Source organism: Shewanella sp. BJSY2023SW001 (assembly GCF_047314685.1).
Classification (GTDB): Bacteria; Pseudomonadota; Gammaproteobacteria; order Enterobacterales; family Shewanellaceae; genus Shewanella; species Shewanella indica.
Genome location: NZ_JBKORF010000008.1, coordinates 1 through 20,209 on the forward strand (window position 1 = coordinate 1; position 20,209 = coordinate 20,209).

The 20,209-nt window shown below is 53.4% G+C and carries 15 protein-coding genes and 1 pseudogene; 7 read left to right on the forward strand and 9 right to left on the reverse strand.

The genetic code is table 11. The annotated features are described in order from the left end of the window. Positions 1 to 119 precede the first annotated feature (119 nt). A pseudogene (tnpA, locus tag ACMHXH_RS01085) lies at positions 120 to 554 on the forward strand (IS200/IS605 family transposase). Between the two features lie 86 nt (positions 555 to 640). On the opposite strand, the gene ACMHXH_RS01090 reads toward tnpA, so the two are convergent. Next, positions 641 to 841: a hypothetical protein gene (locus tag ACMHXH_RS01090; protein WP_039035045.1), complete on the reverse strand. Its 201-nt coding sequence runs from the start codon at positions 839 to 841 to the stop codon at positions 641 to 643. A gap of 164 nt (positions 842 to 1,005) precedes the next feature. Next, positions 1,006 to 2,406 carry a hypothetical protein gene (locus ACMHXH_RS01095; protein WP_039035044.1) on the reverse strand — a complete coding sequence of 467 codons (1,401 nt, stop codon included), beginning with the start codon at positions 2,404 to 2,406 and terminating at the stop codon, positions 1,006 to 1,008. A 288-nt stretch (positions 2,407 to 2,694) separates the two neighbouring features. On the opposite strand from ACMHXH_RS01095, the gene ACMHXH_RS01100 reads away from it, so the two are divergent. Next, positions 2,695 to 4,587, forward strand: coding sequence for a methyl-accepting chemotaxis protein (locus tag ACMHXH_RS01100; protein ID WP_233962638.1), 1,893 nt, complete (start codon positions 2,695 to 2,697; stop codon positions 4,585 to 4,587). 141 nt (positions 4,588 to 4,728) lie between these two features. Here ACMHXH_RS01100 and ACMHXH_RS01105 read toward each other — a convergent pair whose 3' ends face one another. Both ACMHXH_RS01105 and ACMHXH_RS01110 read right to left on the reverse strand, forming a co-directional pair. Further along, entirely contained in the window at positions 4,729 to 5,148 is a 420-nt protein-coding gene (locus ACMHXH_RS01105; RefSeq protein ID WP_039035042.1) for a hypothetical protein, read from the reverse strand. A gap of 227 nt (positions 5,149 to 5,375) precedes the next feature. Further along, complete coding sequence (locus ACMHXH_RS01110; protein WP_162206732.1) at positions 5,376 to 5,792, reverse strand: organic hydroperoxide resistance protein; 417 nt, start codon at positions 5,790 to 5,792, stop codon at positions 5,376 to 5,378. A gap of 113 nt (positions 5,793 to 5,905) precedes the next feature. Between ACMHXH_RS01110 and ACMHXH_RS01115 the strand changes: the two genes are divergently transcribed. The 3 genes from ACMHXH_RS01115 to rlmC all read left to right on the forward strand — a co-directional run bounded on the left by ACMHXH_RS01115 (position 5,906) and on the right by rlmC (position 8,745). Beyond that, complete coding sequence (locus ACMHXH_RS01115) at positions 5,906 to 6,337, forward strand: MarR family winged helix-turn-helix transcriptional regulator (RefSeq protein ID WP_039035040.1); 432 nt, start codon at positions 5,906 to 5,908, stop codon at positions 6,335 to 6,337. A 13-nt stretch (positions 6,338 to 6,350) separates the two neighbouring features. Continuing rightward, complete coding sequence (locus ACMHXH_RS01120) at positions 6,351 to 7,538, forward strand: FAD-dependent oxidoreductase (protein ID WP_039035039.1); 1,188 nt, start codon at positions 6,351 to 6,353, stop codon at positions 7,536 to 7,538. A gap of 73 nt (positions 7,539 to 7,611) precedes the next feature. After that, positions 7,612 to 8,745, forward strand: a complete 1,134-nt coding sequence (gene rlmC, locus ACMHXH_RS01125; RefSeq protein ID WP_335912345.1) for a 23S rRNA (uracil(747)-C(5))-methyltransferase RlmC — start codon at positions 7,612 to 7,614, stop codon at positions 8,743 to 8,745. Between the two features lie 11 nt (positions 8,746 to 8,756). Here the strand turns inward: rlmC and ACMHXH_RS01130 are convergent, their stop codons facing one another. The 4 genes from ACMHXH_RS01130 to ACMHXH_RS01145 are packed head-to-tail and all read right to left on the reverse strand — an operon-like array spanning position 8,757 to position 11,887. Further along, positions 8,757 to 9,950, reverse strand: coding sequence for an ATP-binding protein (locus ACMHXH_RS01130; RefSeq protein ID WP_335912343.1), 1,194 nt, complete (start codon positions 9,948 to 9,950; stop codon positions 8,757 to 8,759). Next, positions 9,947 to 10,657 (reverse strand): response regulator transcription factor, encoded by a 711-nt coding sequence (locus ACMHXH_RS01135; RefSeq protein WP_039035037.1) that lies wholly within the window; start codon positions 10,655 to 10,657, stop codon positions 9,947 to 9,949. Before ACMHXH_RS01135 ends, ACMHXH_RS01130 begins: the two co-directional genes overlap by 4 nt. Further along, a complete protein-coding gene (locus ACMHXH_RS01140) occupies positions 10,654 to 11,028 on the reverse strand; it encodes a DUF3019 domain-containing protein (RefSeq protein ID WP_082014322.1) in 375 nt (124 codons plus the stop codon). Before ACMHXH_RS01140 ends, ACMHXH_RS01135 begins: the two co-directional genes overlap by 4 nt. A gap of 7 nt (positions 11,029 to 11,035) precedes the next feature. Beyond that, entirely contained in the window at positions 11,036 to 11,887 is an 852-nt protein-coding gene (locus ACMHXH_RS01145; protein WP_071476546.1) for a MipA/OmpV family protein, read from the reverse strand. Positions 11,888 to 12,504: 617 nt separating this feature from the next. Here ACMHXH_RS01145 and chrA point away from each other — a divergent pair. Next, the gene (gene chrA / locus ACMHXH_RS01150) at positions 12,505 to 13,653 is read left to right on the forward strand and encodes a chromate efflux transporter (protein WP_071476547.1); all 1,149 of its coding nucleotides are present in this window, start codon (positions 12,505 to 12,507) and stop codon (positions 13,651 to 13,653) included. A 102-nt stretch (positions 13,654 to 13,755) separates the two neighbouring features. Further along, positions 13,756 to 15,414 (forward strand): methyl-accepting chemotaxis protein, encoded by a 1,659-nt coding sequence (locus ACMHXH_RS01155; RefSeq protein WP_233962641.1) that lies wholly within the window; start codon positions 13,756 to 13,758, stop codon positions 15,412 to 15,414. Between the two features lie 86 nt (positions 15,415 to 15,500). Here ACMHXH_RS01155 and fdhF read toward each other — a convergent pair whose 3' ends face one another. After that, positions 15,501 to 19,748, reverse strand: coding sequence for a formate dehydrogenase subunit alpha (gene fdhF, locus ACMHXH_RS01160; protein WP_226684160.1), 4,248 nt, complete (start codon positions 19,746 to 19,748; stop codon positions 15,501 to 15,503). Between the last annotated feature and the right edge of the window lie 461 nt (positions 19,749 to 20,209).

The window sequence follows — 20,209 nt, forward strand, 5'->3', positions numbered from 1 at the left end:
TTTTCAGCCCCTAAACCACCTACTTCAGTAGGTGGTTATCATCAATTTAGGCTTGGCCTGTAAAGGCTACCCATGCTAATTGCTCTTTTGATTTTTAGCGAAGTCAAAGGACAAAAAGCATGAGTAGATACGAGCAAGCATCGCATGTGTATTGGCGATGTCAATATCATATAGTTTGGACTCCAAAGTACCGTTTTAGGATTCTCAAAAACAAAGTAGGTAAGGAGGTTTACCGCTGTATTCACGTTTACAGTGAGTAACTTGGGTGCAAAGTAGTAGAGTTAAATGTTCAGGTAGACCATGTTCATTTAGTTATAAAAGTTCCGCCAAAGTTATCGATATCAAGACTGATGGGAGCGCTCAAAGGCAAAATAGCACTAAAACTATTTAGTAAATATCCATACTTGAGGAAGAACAAAATGTGGGGTAACCATTTTTGGCAGCGAGGATACTTTGTCGATACGGTTGGAATAAATGAAGAGATAATAAGGCGTTATGTCCGGCATCAAGAGAAAGAAGAAAAGCAGGAGCAAACTCAGTTAACGCTGGAGTAAACAACGCCCCCTTTGAGGGGGCATATACAAAGCCACCTTCTTCAGAAGGTGGATTCTTTACTTTTATCGCCAGAACCTTGGGAATATCAGGCTGTGGTATTGATGTTGTGGCCTATGTTACCAACCGGAGCGGCTGGTTCCTGTGCCGGTGTGGCGGCCTGAATAAGTTGCAGCGCGATTTCGCCTTCGGCTTCCTGTTGCTGTTTGGCCAGTTGCGCGACTTTAACACCGACAGCGCCGGTATCCATATTGACCGGCAGTGGCTGGGAGTTGAGAGAAACTGTCATGGCTTTCCTCTGGGTTAATGAGTCACGTTGGGACTCGGGCATGATACTGTTATCGGCGTCAATAGCCTTAACTTTAGTCTAATTCCCGCTTGTCCGGCAAAAGCCAAGCCACCAATGGGCGACTCGGCTTTGTGCTGCGGGTCTATACCTCAAGGAGTGACCTATCAAGCGGCCTTACGGCGGCGCTCCAACAGTTTTCTAATGCTGACAATCAGTATGGTGACGACTATGGCACCGATAATCAGCCCCAATGCCAGGCTGACGCTCTGCAGCGCCGCCGGGTTGACCGCCAGGGTGCCGCCTAATCCCAACATCATGATGCCGGACATCAGCTTCAGGGTCTGGCCTTCTTTCTCGGTCAGCTTGCGCTTGCCGAGAGTCATGCTGAAGGCGATCACTATGATGGCCAGTGGGATAACGTAGACGATGTTGTACAGCACCAGGTACATATAGCGCTCAAAGCTTGGCAGATTATGCATGGAGAGCACACTGGTGTAGATCATAGGGAAGCCCGCAGTACACAAGAGTTCATAGGCGTTGGCCAGAATCGCCAGTACTGTGGTGCCGGCTATCATGGTCGCTAAACTGGAGGCGCTGGATAGCTTACCCATGCGCTTGATAAGCCCGCTGCGGTTTTCCGCCGACATGGAGAGGGTCACTTCCCCCTTGGTAAAGAAGTAGTCTTTGATGTTGATAGTGCCTGCTATCAGTGCCAGGATCCCCGCCGCCAGAATAATCATCCCGCCATCACTGCCGGCGCCCAATAGCTGGAAGATGTTGAGCCAGGCGGTCATAAACAGGAAGTAAATAAAGCCCGAGAAGAACACGAAGATGCCACCAACCAGCAGCATACGGCCGCGGCTCTTGGCATTGACCATGATGGACAGCAGGAATAAGAGCACAAAGAAGGCGCAGGGGTTAAAGGCATCAACACCGGCCAGAACCAGCGTCAGGATTGGCAGCGACATGGTTTCAGGTGTCACCACCCCAACCAGAGGCAACTCTACCGGCTGAACTTCGGGCTCTGCCGCCAGAGCCGTGGCATCACAGGTGCCGTCGCCACCGTCATTGGCGCAGGTGCCGAATAGCGGCGCCTGGGGTGAACCTGTGCTTGCCTGAGTGCTTGTTTGCCCCGGCATATCTTCCGGGCTCAACTGGCCGCCCGCCTGCAGATAGCAGTTTTTGAGGCGGTTGAGTAGGAACTGGCCCGTCACCTCTTCACTGGAATAACCAACTATCGCCTTGCCACAGGTAGCCATATAGGGCACTGAGCGGGCTTCTGTTCCTGTCTCTGTGGCCAACTGTTGCCACAGCTCCTGAGTGCCTTCGGCGCCCACCATCACAGAGTGCAGCTCTATCCAGGGATAGCGCTTCGGTAGAGAGTCGATGAATGGATGCGCTTCGGCGCAGTGGGGGCAGGTCTTGGACCAGACAAAATATAAAGGAATTTTGATCTGCCCTTGCTGATCCACCTGTTGCCACTGGATCTGCGATGCCGAATTTTCGGTTGCGGCAAGGCCTGCGCTGAAACTCAGTAACAGGCAGAGAAAGAAGGTTCTTAACATAAGCTTACCTGTGTAAGAGGGATTAAATTGTATCTGAATGACCCATAGCCCGGTTCAGGCTACAAGTGCCCTACGAATACTTTACTCCAAGGCCTTGGTATTCATGATAAAGCAGCATCAAAACTGTTAGCAGACTCGAAAAAGTCCCTAAAGTGAGACACATGGACATTTGTTAAGCATTGAGTAATAAAACCGCATTCGAATAGTGCCATTGTGGTAAGCGACTTCAGTAATTTACTTTTTTGCCGCTAAACTTTTACTTCACCCTAAAAATTTATAGGACCTCTTATGCAATTCACGCTTAAAACCCGCTTACTGCTGGTCAGTTTGGGCGCCGTTTTGCTTACGGTTGCCGCCCTGGTTAGCCTTTCCTCCTCTTCCATTCGTGATAATGCCATGCAGCGAACCCAGCGCGAGGTCGATCAATTGGCGACCACTTTTGCCGGCGGCATAGGGCAGTGGATGTATGACAGACAACAGGCGGTCAGCAGTCTCAAGGGCACGCTACAGCGGAACTCTGAGGTCAATATCACCCCTTTTCTGATGCAGGCCCATGAGGCCAGCGGTTTTGCGCTGACCTACTACGGCGATGAGCAGGGCAACATGTACCGTCAGGATCCCAGCCTGAATACGGCCGGTTATGATCCCCGGGTTCGCCCTTGGTATCAGGATGCCAAGCGGGAAGGAGCCATGATAATGACGGCGCCTTATGTCAGTGCCACATTGCAAAAACTGGTGGTCACCATAGCCGAGCCGGTAATGAACAGCGGTCGCCTGCAGGGCGTGGCAGCGGCTAACCTCACCATAGATCAACTGACAGATGCGGTGCGAACCCTCAAGGTGCCGGGTGACGGCTATGCCGTGATGCTTGAGCGCTCAGGCTTGATTATCAGCCATCCGGACAAGGAGCTGAACGGCCAGCAGTTCAGCCGCCTTGGCAGTGCCTTCAATCCGCAGTGGCTCAGCGCCAGGATCAGCGCCAATACCCTGGATGAGATGGCATTCGACGGCAGCAGCAAGCTGTTTTACCTGGCGGCTGTGCCTCACACAGATTGGGCACTGATGTTTGTGATGGATAAGGCCAGCATCATGGCCGAGGCCACCGAGCTGGCATGGTGGATGTCGGCGGTGGGCGTGTTGTTTTTGGTGGGCTTTGGTCTGTTGCTGGTATTGGTGTTCAAGAGCCAGTTCCGCGATCTGGAACGTCTGGCCAAGGCGCTCAACGATATTGCTGAAGGGGAAGGGGACCTCTCGGTCCGCATCGAGACCCGTAATCAGCACGATGAGATAGGCATGCTCGCCGCCGGTTTTAATCGTTTTGTTGAACGCCTGCACGGCATGATTTCTCGTATGAGTGATATAGCCCAGCAGTTGGCTGGCCAGGCACAGGAGACCCGCTATTCAGCCGAGAGTAATAGCCAGAGTATCGAAGTACAGCAGGACGAAGTCACTATGGTGGCAACTGCTGTGACCGAAATGGCCAGTGCTACCGAGGAGATCGCCAGCAATGCCGAACTGACGGCACAGACGGCGCAGTCGGCGGTCGGCCTTGCAGGCAGTGGGCAACAGCAGGTGCTGCAGAGCCAGGAGTCGATTCGCGGTTTGGCGCAGGAAGTGGATACCGCCAGTCAGATCATCGCCGAGCTCAATGAGCACTCACAGAAGATCAACAGCATTTTGCTGACCATCAGCGGTATAGCCGAGCAGACTAATCTATTGGCTTTGAACGCCGCTATCGAAGCCGCCAGAGCCGGTGAGCAGGGGCGTGGCTTTGCCGTGGTGGCCGATGAAGTCAGGGTGTTGTCGCAGCGTACTCACGCGTCGACACAAGAGATCCAGACCATGATTGAGACCTTGCAAAAAACCGCTGCCAAGGCAGTGAACTCCATGGCTCAAAGTCATCAGATGGCTGAAACCAGTGTGATGGATGCCGAATCGGCCAGTGCCAGTTTGGCGCAGATAAGCCAAGCGATTACCCAGATATCCGATATGGCCAGCCAGATAGCTACAGCGGCCGAAGAGCAGACCTCTGTTACCAGCGAAATCAACCGTAATACCGAGTCGATTCGTGAGGTTTCTCATACCTTGTCACAGGAGGCCAACAGTGCCACTGTCAAAGCGCAAGAGTTGGCGGAGTTGTCAGACTCGCTGCGCCGTGAAGTGGGGCGTTTTAAACTTTAGTGGCAGTCACTGGCTGCCATCACTCTGGGTTATTCATAACCGAGAGTGATGGCGGATAAGCGCTGATAGTAAGGGGAACGGTTGGGACTATAGGGCCGGTAAGCTCGTCGCCGCTTATCAATATCACCAGAAAAAACGGCGTTACTCGGCGCTGCGCGGTTTTTCTATGGTCGCCATCATTTGTTGGTTATTACACCAATGCAGACTCACTTCGCGATTGTCTTTATGGGTTGCCGTGCGAATACGGGTGACTATGGGGTGAGAGAAGTGTGCTGCGGTTAAATACTCTTTAACCCGTTCAATTCGTCTATTGGCAAGCCACATATTATATTTTTGTAATTCTTCATCACCGATAGAATTATCCATATTGAATTCCAATAACAGATAGCCGCTTGAATTATCACTATTATCGGCAACAATTTTATCCAGTTGCAAAGAATCCCGGCTACTGAAATAAGAGCTGTTCTTGGCATAATCAACATTGCCAAGCAGAACGCTTTTCTCACAGGTGGCTTGGGTCGCGCCGGTAAACAGCAGTAATCCCAGAATCAGGGCGCGCATATCATTCTCCTTTGACTATGACTTTATTATTGTTCTTGTCCACTTTTGAGGCGCAAATTTAATCGATTGTTCAGGGGAAATCAATTTTATATGAATATCAACCTTTGCTGAATGACAGCGTCATAATACAGAACGAATGACGGAAAAATGTCGCAATAAATATAATTTCAATTGCTGCGACATTTATTTATATCTTGCCAAGAAATTGACTGAATAATATCAGAGCTTCAGTTGATCTTAATATCATTCACTGTGAGCCCCACATCAAGGTTGTTGCGGGTGGCATTGGAGTAGGGGCAAACACTGTGGGCCTCGAGCACCAAGGCTTCGGCCTCGGCTTGTGCAAGCGGCAGAGTGACAGTCAGAGATACCTTTAGCCCAAACCCGCCATCTTGACTGACCAGGCCGACATCGGCCATGACAGGAGCGCTGGTAAGCTTGATTTTGCCCAGGCGTGCCACATGTAAAATAGCGTTGGAGAAACAGGCGGCGTAACCGGCGGCAAACAGCTGTTCCGGATTGGCCCCGGCTCCTGTCCCGCCCATCTCCTTGGGATAGCTTAAGGTCAAGGACAGGGCACCGTCATGGGTGGCTACTTCGCCGTTGCGGCCGGCTTTGGCTGTGGCTTGAGTGTGATAGAGCATAATAGTTTCCTTAATTTAAGTTGTGCGCAATATAGTTGCTGGCAATGATATGTCGATATTTGTTTTTGAAGCAAGTATATTGTGCACAATTAAATTGTGTTTAGGGTTTGCATATGTCAAACGAGCCCCTGTGCCTGGAAAACCAGGTTTGCTTTTCGCTATACAGTGCCGCCAATGCTATGGTGCGGGCCTACCGGCCTGTGCTGGATGCCCTGGATCTTACCTACCCGCAATATCTGGCCATGCTGGTGCTTTGGCAACACAAGGGCATCAGTGTCAAGGCGCTGGGTGAGCGTTTGCATCTGGACTCAGGCACCTTGACGCCCTTGCTCAAACGCCTGGAAACAAAAGGCTTGCTGTTAAGAGGCCGCAGTGAACAGGACGAGCGGGTGCGGGTATTGACGCTCACCGATGCCGGACTGGCTTTGCAAGCGCGCGCCGTCGATGTGCCCGAGCAGATGCTGTGTCGCAGCGCCATGCCGCGGGAGGAGTTGCAGCAACTGAAAAGCTTGTGTGACACCCTATGGCAGCAATTGGAACGTTAACGGAAAGAGGCTGATGGAACAGGTTGATCTGGCAATTATAGGTGGCGGCATCTCCGGCGTGGCGGTGGCGCAGTGCGCCGCGGCAGCCGGTTATTCCGTGGTGCTATTGGAAAAGTCCACTCTGGCGGCGGGAACCTCCTCCCAGTCCAGCAAACTGATCCATGGCGGCTTACGTTACCTTGAGTCCGGGCAACTGGATCTGGTGCGTGAATCGCTGCGGGCCCGGCGCGAGTTATTACGTCTGGCGCCGACACTGGTCAAGGCTGTTCCTTTCTTTATCCCGGTTTATCGCGACAGTCGCCGCGGCGCCTTGACCCTCAGGGCTGGTCTCAGCCTCTACGGCTTGCTGAGCGAGTTTGACCGCTTGGGCCGTTTTCGTAGTCTGCCGGCCAGGGCCTGGGGGAGCTTTCCCGGACTCAAGCTGGCAGGAATGACCCATATGTTCCAATACTGGGATGCCCAGACGGATGATGCCTTGCTGACCAAGGCGGTGGCCGACAGCGCCAGGCTGCTCGGTGCCGATATCCGTGAGGGCGCCGAGTGTTTGACGATAGAGCATGAGCCTCAGGGATGTAAGCTGAGTTATCGGGATGCGGATGGCGACAAAATGCTGCACTGCCGCTTTCTGGTCAACGCCGCCGGCGCCTTTGTCAACGAACTGCTGGCGCGGGTGACACCGCCCATAGCCCAGACGGCAATAGACTGGGTGCAGGGGAGTCATTTGCTTCTGGATATTCCTGCGCCGCCCGGGGTGCTCTATCTGGAGTCTTGTTTCGATGAACGGGTGGTATTCGTGATGCCTTGGTACGGCAAGACGCTGATAGGCACCACGGAAACCCTCTGCCAGGGACCGGTTCCGCAGATCACCCGAGAGGAGATAGCTTATCTGCTGGGGATCTATCGGCACTATTTTGGAAATTCTGGCAGTTTTATGGGTTCTGTCACTACAGAGGCGCTTGAAGCCAAGGTATTGGCGCATTTCAGTGGCATGCGGGTGCTGCCCAAGGGCGATGGCGATGCCTTTGGGCGGCCGCGGGAGGTACAATTGTACCAGCGTTATTCTCATCCCAGGTTGCTGACACTATACGGCGGTAAGTTAACCACCTTTCGTGCCACTGCCAAGGCGGTGACGGCAGAGATAAGCAAGGTACTTGGCAAACGCAGCCCCAAAGCGGATGTCGACAAGCTGATGCTGGGATGATTTTTAGGGGGAAACAGGCTAAAGTGTGCCGCTTTTGCCGCCGGGCAAAATTGGAAACTTGGGATATATCAGAGTGAAATGTGATTTTTTTGCGCAGGGCAAGTGCCGCTCCTGTACTCACATAGAAACGCCAATGGCGCAACAACTGGCCGCCAAGAGCGAGCAGTTGGCGCAGCTGCTCAGCCCCTTCACGCCCTTTGAACTCTTGGCTCCTGTCAGCGGGCCGTCCCTGGGTTTTCGTAACAAGGCCAAGATGGTGGCACTCGGCGCCGCCCATCAACCCATTCTGGGGATAGTCTCCCCGAGTGGTGAGGCCGTGAGCCTATGCGATTGTCCTCTCTATCCTGCCGATATGCAGGCCTTGCTGCATCGGCTTGAGCTGTTTGTGCGTCAGGCCGGGATCCCACCCTATCGGGTAGATAAGGCCAAGGGCGAACTCAAGTTTGTGTTGTTGACCCGCGCCGAAATCAGCGGCGACTTTATGCTCAGGTTTGTGTTGCGCTCCAGGCAATCCATCGAGAGGATTGAACGTGAGCTGCCAAAGCTACTGGCAGAGTTTCCTGCCATCAAGCTGGTATCTGTGAATCTGCAGCCGGTTCATATGGCCCGGCTCGAAGGTGAGCAAGAGATTTTTCTTACCGAGGCGCAGCGTCTGGAGGAGTCCTTCAATGGCGTGCTTCTTTATATCCGCCCCAAGAGTTTCTTTCAAACCAACCCACAAGTAGCGGCGGCCCTTTATCAGAGCGCCAAAGACTGGGTCAGTGAGCTGAAGCCTGAGTCTATTTGGGATCTCTTCTGTGGTGTCGGCGGTTTTGGGCTGCACTGCGCCAGCAAAGACACAGAGCTTACGGGGATTGAAATCGAGGCTGAAGCTATCGCCTGCGCCAAGTTATCCGCCGAAAAGCTGGGACTTGAGCGGGTGGACTTCAAAGCGCTGGATTCGGGCAGTTTTGCTGCGGCGCAGTCGGCAGGAGAAGTACCGGATCTTATGATAGTCAATCCGCCGAGACGCGGTATAGGGGCAGAGCTTTGCCAGGCTATTTCGACCTTTGCGCCGCCGCATCTGCTCTATTCCAGCTGTAACCCTGAATCTTTGGCCAAAGATCTGGCGGCTATCAGCGGCTATCGTGTGCGCAAGGTGCAGCTGTTCGATATGTTCCCGCACACGGATCACTATGAGGTGCTGGTGCTGCTGAGTCGAGGCTAAGACAGTGGCGCTTATTCTCTTGGCCAACACAGGCTGATGGCGGCGCCGCCCAGGGATTGCGAACGGCTCAGCTCCAGCCTGCCGCCGTGCCAGATGGCAATCTTGCGCACTATATAAAGCCCCAGGCCAAAGCCGCTGCCATCACTTTGTTTGGCATCTCTGGCAAAGGCCGCCAGTAGTTTTTTCCCCTTATCTTCAAAGCCAGGGCCATCATCCTCGACTCTGAGGCAGTTATGGCTTTGGCTTTGCTCGAAACTCACCTGTATCTCTTTTTCGGCGAAACGCATGGCGTTCTGGATCAGGTTTTGGCAGGCCACATTCATTGCCGTCTTATCGAATTGTGCCTGGCCCGGCACAGAGTGAAATCCTATCTGGAAGTCACGGCTATAGAGGCTGTATTTCTGCTCAAGCGCCTGAATAAAGTCAGCGATGGATTGTGATGCATGACATAGCTCTCCCTGTTTATGCTCCAGGCGGGCAAAAGAGAGGTAGTTGGCCGCCAGCTGTTCTATCTCATCTATGTCCTGGGCCAGGCGCGCTGCGTATTGAGGCTCCATCTGTTGCTTGCTCAGCTCAAGGGCAAAGCGCATCCGCGCGAGCGGAGTGCGTACTTCATGGGAGATGGTATGGGATAACTCTTTATGCATCTGGACAAAACTCACTATCTGGTGGCTCATGCTATAAAGCGCCTGAGCCAACGGAAAGATAGCCGAACTTTTACGTATGGTCAGCGGTTGTAGCGAAGGTTGACGGCCAAAGCGAATGGCGCTTTGCTGCAGGGTATGGAGATCGCGAAACACAGGCCAGATAAGCAAGATGGCAACCAGGGTCAGACTGGAGTAGAAACCGAGCAAGATCAAACTGGTGATGTCCTCTTTATCTTGCTTCTCTGTTACCGGGCCAAACCTGAGCAGCTCAGTGCCTGAGCCTTGCTTGTAGTAGTAGAGCTCGCCGCTGGAGTGACGCAGCGCTAAGGTCTGCCCCTCGTTGAGTAGCTGTCTCAGGCTAGTGGGCAGTGCCAGACTGCCGGCGGCAAGAGTCGACAGATGCGCGCCCTGACCCCGGGTCTGCAATAAGTCGTCCACCGAGATCAAATAACTGGCTTCTTCGCTGCGGTATTGTTCTGTTAACTGGCCAAAACTCCACAGCAGCAGAGAGCAGGACAGCAGCAGAAATCCGAACAGTCGATAGAACTGAAATTTCATGCCCGAGCCCTGGTCATGGCTTGATTGGGCTGGTAGTTGAACAGGTAGCCCTTGCCATGCACTGTGGTGATCTGCAGACCGCTTATCTGTAGTTCATCCAGGCGTTTACGCAGCCTGCTTACCTTCAAATCTATGGCCCTGTCCAGGCCATCATAGGTACGGCCAATAAACTGCTCAAACAGGTACTCCCGTGACAATATTCGTCCGGCATTGATAACAAACACCCACAGAAGTTCAAACTCCTTGGTGGTAAAGCTCAGCGCCGAGCCTGCCATAAACACCTGCTGCTGGTTAGGGTCAAGCTGTAGATCATGCAGACACAAAGCTTTACGTCCGGGTAGCTGTTGCCGGTTACGAAGTTGAGTACGTATTCGTGCCAGCAGCAAGGGAGGCACCACAGGCTTGAGTAGGTAGTCACAGGCGCCGAGCTCCAACCCCAGGATCTGATCGCCTTCACTATCGCGGGCGGTGAGGAATATCAGCGGGCAGAGATAACAGGCCGCCAAACGAGGGTAGATACAAAAGCCATCTTCACCGGGCAGCATTACATCGCAAAGGATCAGGCTGAAACTGTCACTGTCCTGACGGGCGAGTGCGGCTTCGGCATTGTCCAGATGAACCAGCTCGAAACCTTCGTTGGCCAGATAGGTGCAAATAAGCTCAGCCAGTGGCAGATCATCCTCGATCAGGAGTATTTTTTCTTTCATAGCAGATCCCAACTCAGGCCCCGCCGTCTGCGGCTGACGGGCTCATAGATAGCCACTCTGAGCAAGCGGCTGGCAACTGTGCGGTTTTGCTGATCCCTGAGCTCGATAAGCGTATCCCTGACCAGGCTCAATTGCAGCTTGTAACTGAAGTCTCGGCGTTGATGAAAACAGGTCAAAGGTGCCGTGCTGTGGGCCAGCCAAAGGCACAGAGAGCGAGGCTGTTGGCTGTGAAATTCGAGTTGCAGTTGCAGCCTGCATTCCGATTCCTGATTGGTCATGGCGCAGGTATCCGGTGCCAGCCAAAGCTCTTCTCCCAAGGCGCTTGCCCAGGGGCTTGTCAACATGAGTAACCACAGTAGCCATCGACTCATAGAAGCCTCAAAACCGATAACTCAAACCGATGAAACCTGAGAGATAGCCATCCTTGTCTATCATGGGACTGTTGGTGATCCCCGAGTCAAGCCAGGTGTATTCGGTTATCGCCACCAGGTTGATATCCTGCCATAGTGGCAGATTAACCAGCAGACGGGCGTGATAATTGATACTGACCGAGGGAGTGTAACTCAGTCTCAGCGGGCCGCTTTCTTCCGGCGTAAGCTGATAGTAGTAACGCACCAGGGATTCACTCTTGCGAATCGCGCCTAGCTCAAATCCTAAAGCTCCCCAGGAATAGAGCAGGCTCTTTTTCAATCTGAATTGCAGCTCATTGCCGTCATGTACCCCGGAAATGTCCTGAAACAAGCCCAGATTGATATCTGTGTAGGGGGTGATCCAAGTGACGGAAACTCCACCCAGGTAGGAGATGTGGCGCTTGATTTCGTTAAGGGTAGGTTCGCTGTTACTGTTGGGGCGTACGACCTGTCCCTTGTGGGGAGAGAAGCCTATGATGTCGCTTAAAAACAACTTGTTAAGCCCATCAAACTCGAAAAAGAATCCATCTTCATTGAGCTTGGTTTGCAGGTCGAATAGCAAGTTGTCCGACTCATGAAGGCTGTAGCCCAGTGTGAAGTTTTCCAGATAGAAGCGTTTTGAGTAGTAGCTCCAGGATGGCAGCAGGAAGGTTTCTATCGGCTTGGCATGCACTCTGGGATTGTCCAGCCGACCATATCCCAGGGCGAGGGCGAGTCTGAACTCATCCACAGGGACAGTTTCCGTCGCATTTTCTTCAGCTGCTGCAGTCAGGGGCAACTGAAGGCCAAGCATCAATATCGCGTACCACCAAAGCTTCATAGCTTACTTCTACTTCCTGCTAACTTTCATTGAATCTAAATAAACAATTGTTAAAAGTCTGTAAAAATTTAACCAAGTTACAAAATGCTACAAAAGTATTATGTTTTGGGTTCTTTTGTGGTGATTGTATTTGATGTTTTTGTGAATATCTATGCAATTAAAATTGACAGGTGTCAAAAGTGTTGGTAGTCAGCTCAATGCTGGTTGGTTTACTGTGGGTAGGACTATTATTGGTCGTTGTTTTTGTTGCGGTTTATTTTTAGCCAAGTAGCTTTGGGTTTATGGCCATACTCGGTGTTAGCCGTCATTGAATAAATATTAAATGTTTTGCTTATGTTGCTGGGCCGCGCCTGGCGATGGCGTTAAGACAGCCAAGAGACTGTGGTTGATTCCGAACGGATATACTTGCCTACGTGTGGGAAGGTCGAGATTCAGGGGGGGATTTACCGCTATTTTGTCATAAATACAGCTAGTTGAGAGGCTATGGCTGACTCTCAGTTGCCTGTTCATTTGTTTGTCTTGCCGTACGCCTAAAGACTAAGCCTATGAATATAAGATAAGTGTCACACTTATGTCATACAATGGAGCCAGATCAAACAAGTATAGAGCCAACACAGATGTGGCAGATTTTTGTTCGTTTCTTTTCTTTGGGACTGGTGAGTTTTGGTGGCCCAGCGGCGCATATAGGTTACTTTCGCAAGACTTTTGTCGAAGAGTTGGGTTGGCTTGATGATAAAGATTATGCGTCCTTGGTGGCTTTGAGTCAGTTTCTGCCCGGCCCTGGGTCCAGCCAGGTCGGCTTTGCCATAGGTTACCGCCGCGGAGCCCTTCCCGGGGCGGTACTGGCCTTTATCGGCTTTACTTTGCCCTCGTTTCTATTGATGTTTCTGTTGGCTGTCAGCAGCTATCAATATCTCTCCAGCGATTTATTTCAGGGGGTTATTGCCGGGCTCAAGTTATTGGCTGTGGTGGTGGTCGCCGATGCTGCCTGGGGGATGTTCAAGCAATTTTGTCGCAACCGCACCACTCAGGTATTGGCCTTGTTGAGCACAGTGATCCTGCTTTTATGGCCGGGGAATTTGACTCAGTTGCTGTTGCTGTTTGTCGGTGCCATTAGTGGATTGTTCTGGCTCAATCGTGATGCACCAATGCCGGCCAAGCCGGGAAGCATGCAGCTAAACTGGAGTGCTTTATTGATATTTCTGTTTTTATTGCTGCTTACAGGTCCCTTACTTGCTCACCCTTTGGCTGAACTCTTTAAGCAGTTTTATCAGACCGGCGCTATGGTATTCGGCGGCGGCCATGTGGTACTGCCTTTGCTTGAGAGTCAGTTGGCAAACAGCATAGATCATGACAGGTTCCTTACAGGCTATGCCCTGGCGCAAGCCCTTCCCGGTCCCATGTTCAGTTTGGCTGCTTATCTTGGGGCCGAACTGTGGCCGCAAAATGCCCTTATTGGCGCCTTGGTGGCAACGCTGGGCATTTTTCTGCCCGGTTTCCTGTTGTTGCTGGCGGTGATCCGCGGCTGGCAGGGAATTGCCGAACGCCCGAAAATGGCGGCTATGGTGATGGGGATTAATGCCACAGTCGTAGGTTTGCTGGTGAGCGCTCTCTATCAGCCGGTATTTACCAGTGCCGTGACCCGTCCGGTTGATATCGCCATGGTGTTGACCGGCTTTATGCTGCTTAAACTGTGGCGGTTATCTTTGGTATTTTTGGTATTCGGCTTTGCGGCTATGGGCGCTGTTTTGACTCTCTTTATGTAAGCAAATGGTTTAACTTTGATCTAGGGCATTTATTTATCCGAACTTAAGGTAAACAAAGTTACTATAATTTGTAGAGATTTCATTTCCTGGGGGAAAACCTAAGTGTCCAGTCTAAGTTTACGAAATAAGTTACTCTTACTTGCTCTGTTACCATTGTTGACGGTTTCCATTGTTTTGATGCTGGCGTCCTGGACAGTAGAATCGGATGCGCTTGAAAGCGAAATTACCAACTTCAGAGAAAAGCTGCTTAACGAGCGTCGTCAGGAGTTGATGCATGTGACCGAAGTCGCCAAAGAGATTGTCAGTTTTCAGCGCAGTCAGGGTGGAGACTATAAGGCGGCCTTACGGGATGTTCGCTTTGGCAGCGCAGGTTATTTCTTTGTCTATGATGGTAAAGGTAAAAACCTGTTTCATGCCTTACTGCCTAATCTGGAAGGGACAGATCAGATAGGGATGACAGATCCCAAGGGAACCAAGATCATAGTGGGCTTGCTGAATGCAGCCCGCAGTGGTGACGGTATCCTTACTTATTACTATCAAAAACCCGGCACCAACGAGCTGGTGGAAAAAATAGGTTATGCCGCCATGGTTCCAGGCACCGACTGGATCATAGGTACCGGCGCTTATGTCGATGATATTGAGGCTTCTGTAGCCGAGTATCGGCAAACGGCATTGGCAGATATGGAAGAAAAGTTATGGTTGACGCTGATGATAGTCATAATCATCACCCTGATCACCGCTATGCTTATTCTGTTTGCTGCGCAGCGAACAGTGACTCCTATTCGCTACATGCTGGATAACCTCAACGATATCGCTCAGGGGGAAGGGGATTTAACCAAGCGTTTGCAGGTGCGCGGTGATGATGAGATTGCCCAGTTAGGGCAGGCATTCAACCGCTTTGTCGACAAGTTGCAACACATCATCCGTGACGTGACTACCGCTACCCACGAGGTGCAGGATGCCTCTGGTTCCATTCATGCCCAGACTCAGGCGATAGCGGCGCAGTTGGCCAACCATAACAATGAAACAGATCAGGTGGTGACCGCTATTACCGAGATGTCTTCCACTGCCCAGGAAGTGGCGATGAACACCACCCAGGTGGCGGAGGCGACCCATGTGGCGAGCGATGAAGTGGCTAAGGCCCAGGAGTGTGTTGATACTTCGCTGACCGAAATCTCTACCCTGATGGCAGAGATTAACAGCGCCGCCGATCATATTCAGTCGCTCAACGAACAGTCGCAGAAAATTAACAGCGTGCTGTCTGTCATAGGTGGCATAGCCGAGCAGACCAATCTATTGGCACTCAATGCTGCCATTGAAGCAGCTCGTGCCGGTGAGCAAGGGCGCGGCTTTGCCGTGGTCGCCGATGAGGTACGCAGTCTTGCGAGCCGCACTCAGGCCAGCACATTGGAGATCAACGAGATGCTCAGTGAGTTGCATCGTCTGGTAAGCCAGGCGGTGAGTGCCATGGAAGAGAGCCAGCAAAGCTGCCATCGCAGTGTCGAGTCTTCCAGACTGATTTCCGAAAGTCTGGGGGCGGTGACCAGCTCAGTTACTTCCATCAATGATATGAGTACCCAAATTGCCACAGCTGCCACAGAGCAGAGTTCGGTGACTGAGGAGATTAACCGTAATGTTTATGCGATTCAGGAGATAGTCGCCGAGCTGTTGCATTCCAGCGAAGAAGCGGCCAGAGTCAGCCAGACAGTGTCCCACAGTGGCGATAATCTGGGACAACTGGTGAATCAATTCAGGGTTTAATACCTGTAGCCCTCTAATCTCAATAATTGGGAAAAGAAGAAAACAAAAACGGCGCTCTATATAGGCGCCGTTTTTACTGCTCAGTTTCAAGCTGCCGGAGGTGCCTCGGCGCGCTCAGCCTTGACGGCACACACCTTGAACTCGGGAATGTGAGCCACGGGATCCAGCGCATTAATGGTTAGCTTGTTGGCCGCGGCTTCCACGAAATGGAATGGCAGGAACAGCACCCCAGGCTGAGCCCGGCGGCTGACAAAGGCCTGAATGAATATCTCACCACGGCGGCTTTCCAGTTTGAGCCAGTCGCCCTTGCCGACGCCCAAACGCTCGGCATCCTCAACAGAGATCATCACTCTGGGGGAGCCGAGTTCGTCCAGTCCGGCGGTTTTACGGGTCATGGTGCCGGTGTGGAACTGCTCCAGCAGGCGTCCGGTCGACAGCATCAAGGGGTAATCACCGTCCGGCAGCTCAGCCGGTAAACGATAATTGACCGGCTGCAGTCGCCCTTTGCCGTGAGTAAAGCTGTTGCGGTGCAATACCCGGGTACCCGGATGTTGCTCATCTGGGCAGGGCCACTGCAGCCCGGCCGGGTTATCCGTGGTTCTGCGCCAACTGATCCCGGCGTAGCTGGGGGTCAGGGCGGTGACTTCCTGCCAAATTGCCTGTTCATCGCCATAGTGCCAGTCGGCGCCCATGGCATTGGCCAGCAGCTGTAGTATCTGCCAGTCCGGACGGGCACTACCTGGCGATTGCAAGGCGACTTCCAGTCGTTGAACCCGGCGCTCGGTATTGGTGAAGTGGCCGCGCTTTTCGGCAAAGGCCGCTGCCGGCAATACCACATCGGCCATTTCGGCAGTTTCGGTGAGAAAGATATCCTGTACTACCAAAAATGGCAGTTTTTTCAGCGCTTTGAGCACATGGGCTTGGTCAGGGTCGCTCAGTACCGGGTTTTCGCCCATGACAAACAGGCTCTGCAGCCTGCCATCCAAAATCGCCTGCATCATATGAGAGGCTGGAATACCTGTCTCAGGACTCAGCTTATCTGTGCCCCAGGCCCGCGCCAGTTTCAGCCGCGCAGCATCGTTATCCAGACGTTGATAGCCGCTGAAATAGTTGGGCAGGGCCCCCATATCACAGGCACCCTGGACATTGCTCTGGCCGCGCAAGGGGTTGATCCCGGCGCCGTCGAGTCCGAGGTTGCCCAGCAATAGCTGCAAGTTGGCAATGGCGGTGACATTGTCATGGCCTGTGGTGTGCTGGGTGATCCCCATGGCGTAGTAGAGAGCGGTCTTTTGGGCTGTGCCCAGCATTTTGGCCATGGCCGCTATTTCGCTGCTGCTGACACCTGTCACCCTGGCGGCTTGCTCCAAGCTGTAATCCGGGCGCAACAACTCTTCGCGCAAGGCCTCAAAGCCTGTGGTGCGGCTGCGGATATAGGCCTTGTCATGCCAGTCGTTGAGCAGTATCTGTTGCATGATGGCGTTGAGCAGCATCACATCTGTGCCGGGGCGATGACGCACAAACAGCTCGGCACTGTCGGCTATGCTGACTCGCTTGGGATCGGCGACCAGGAGTCTGGCCTTGCCGCGATTGACAACCGACTTGATCCTCGAGGCTATGATGGGGTGAGCGCAGTCGGTATCCGAGCCCAGGATAAAGATGAGATCTGAATCCTCTATGCCGGGAATATCATTGGTCATGGCGCCGCTGCCGAGGGCATCGTAGAGCCCGGTGACAGTGGAGGCGTGGCACAGGCGGGCGCAGTGATCTATGTTGTTGCTGCCGATAACGGCTCTGAACAGCTTTTGCAGCAGGAAGTTTTCTTCATTGGTGGCTTTGGCGGATGCCAGTGCACCGAATGAACTCGGGCCAAACTGTTCCAATTGATCTTGCCAGTGGGCGGCAATATAGCTGATGGCCGTTTGCCAGCTACAGGGTTCCAACTTGCCGTTACGGCGTATCAGTGGCTGGGTCAGGCGCTCTTCACTGTTGATAAAGTCGAAGCCGAAGCGGCCCTTGACGCAGAGCATGCCCTGGTTCACAGGTGAGCGCACATCACCTTCGGCCGCCAGGATACGATTCTGGCTAGTGTCTACCTTGAAGCGGATGCGACAACCCACGCCGCAATAGGTGCAGATGGTGCTGGTCACCTTGGTATCGGGTGCTTGTCCTTGGGTCTTGTGGCGGGCATCGACCAGAGCACCGGTCGGGCATACCTGCAGGCAGTTGCCGCACTGAACACAATCGCTGTCGGCCATGGAGACGCTGAAACCGGCTCTGGGGGCCCGGCGTTCGCTATTGCCTCCCGGTAGCGCCGAGAATTGGTCGGCCTCAAAGCTGATGGCCTTGTGGCCGCTGCGACTGTGGCAGATGTCAACACAGGCGCCGCAGCTGATGCAGCGATTGGCGTCGAAACGGATAAAAGGCGCACTCAAGTCCTGGGCAAAGTGTCTGGCCTGCAGCGCCGAGTCGCCACTGCTATCTTGCTCTAGCAAGCCCTGGCTGCTGACCTTGTATTCACTGGCGTAGTCTCGCAGGCGACAGTCCATATTGGCCTGACAGCCGCATTCGAGGCAGCGTTTGGCCTCGGCTTCGGCCATTTGCGGCGTCAGTCCCAGCTCCACTTCGGCAAAGTTACTCAGGCGCTCGGCTACCGGCAGTTCCGGCATCTTGACTCTGGCACTTTTCACCTGTGAGGGGAAAAGACCTTTGGGTAAATCCTGTTGGGACTTGAGCCCTATAGCCTTGCTGGCATTGAACGCCACCGGCGTCAGTGGGCAACTGAGCCCCTGATTGAACAGGGCATCTATGGCCTCGGCGGCGCGGCGACCATCGGCGACCGCTTCCACCGCAGTGGCGGGTCCGCGGCGTACATCACCGATAACAAACAGTTTTTCCAGCCCTGTACTCAGTGTGATGTCGCAGCCGTTGATCGTATTCCAGCGGCTGAGCGCCGGAGCGCCTTGCAGCAGACGGTTTTCGGCCTGTTGCAGAAAGGCCAGATCCGGTGATTGGGACACGGCGGCGATCAGGGTATCAAACTCGCAGTCGAAGGTTTCGCCGCTGGGCTGAGGTCGGCGGCGGCCGGAGGCATCCGGTTCGCCTAAAGACATTTTTTCAAGCGTGACTCGTGCAAGACGGCCGTCACTGCCGGCATGGTTGGCCACAGGATTGGTCAGTAGTAGGAAGTGGATCCCTTCCTGCTCAGCTTCATGAATTTCAAAGGCTTCGGCCGGCATCTCCTCTTTGGTACGCCGGTAGATCAGGGTCACTTCGGCGCCGAGGCGTCTGGCGCTGCGGGCACAATCTATGGCGGTATTGCCGCCGCCGACAACGGCTACCTTTTTACCTGTGACCAGCTGGTGGTCCATTGCCAGATCTTTAAGGTAGTCGACCCCGAGATAGCAGCCGGGCAGGTCACTGCCAGGATAGTCGAGTGGCACAGCCTTTTGCGCGCCCATCGCCAGACAGAGGGCATGATACTCCTCGGCCAGTTTCGGCAGCAGGATATGCTCGCCTATGACTGTGTTGGTGTGAATGCGAATGCCGCTGCGCTCCAGCAGAGCTATCTCTTTATCGAGTATCGCCTTGGGCAGGCGATACTCTGGAATGCCGTATCTTAGCCAGCCACCGGCCTTGGGGGCGGCCTCAAAGATGTCTACTTCATGGCCCTGATTGGCGAGGAAAAACCCGGCGCTGAGCCCGGCGGGACCGGCGCCGATTATGGCGACCTTCTTGCCGCTGGGGTCGGCCTTGGGCGGCTGATAGGGTTCGGCATCGGCCAAATCCAGATCGGCGGCGTGGCGTTTTAGCTGGCGTATTGCCAGTGGCTCATCGATTAGGGCGCGGCGACAGGCGCTTTCACAAAATGCCGGGCAGACCCGGCCGATAGACAGCGGCAGAGGCAGCGTCTGCTTGAGGATCCGCACCGCTTCTGTGTGGTTGCCCTGACCGATATGATACAGGTAAGACTGCACATCAACGCCTGCCGGGCAGGCTTGCTGGCAGGGGGCTTCGCAATCGGCGAAGTGATCTTTCAGGATCTGTTTCAGCACTTGCTGCCGATGACTGTGCACTGTCTGGGTATGATTCTTGAGCTGCATTCCGGCGATTGCCGGAGTCGAGCAGGCCAGCAGCGGTCTGTCACCGTCGACCATTACCTGGTCAACTCGGGTCAGTTGGCACAGGTGTTGATCGGCGCCTTCTGTGGTAGCCGCGTGTGCGTCTGTATGGTGACACAGACAAGGAATGTCGATGCCGGCCCGCCGGGCCGCCTGCAACAGGGTCTCGCCCTCAAAGGCGCTGACGGCCTGGCCGTCGATATAGATCTCAAACATGGGCAGCCTTGTTATTTGCTCACCTCGATGGCGGTGAAGTAGGGACTAATTAAGCTGATAACCATGCAGTATATCGATCGAGTGAGTTGCTTCATTGAGCTGGAACAGGCTTTTGCCGGGGAATTCACAAAGCTTGGCGAGTCTGTGCACTTGTCTGAAAAATGGATTTTACTCAGTGTGATCTGGCTCGGCAGGAGATCTTGCTGACAGATATCTGCGCACTAAACTGAGGTGAAGTTGTCGCTTGGGATTTCAATGCGTCAGTCGGGAAAAGCACGCTGGAGTATGTTGCTATTTGGTTGAGGTATGAAGAATACCGGTAGCAGATTCGAGATGATTTTCTCTTGAAAAGGGTACGCATCATTGGCTCGAAGGCCTAGTTTTTGCTGAAAAATCATTGACTCCCTGACAATGGAAATTTCAAATAGATGGCTGCAGGTATCGTTTGTCATTGAAGGCTG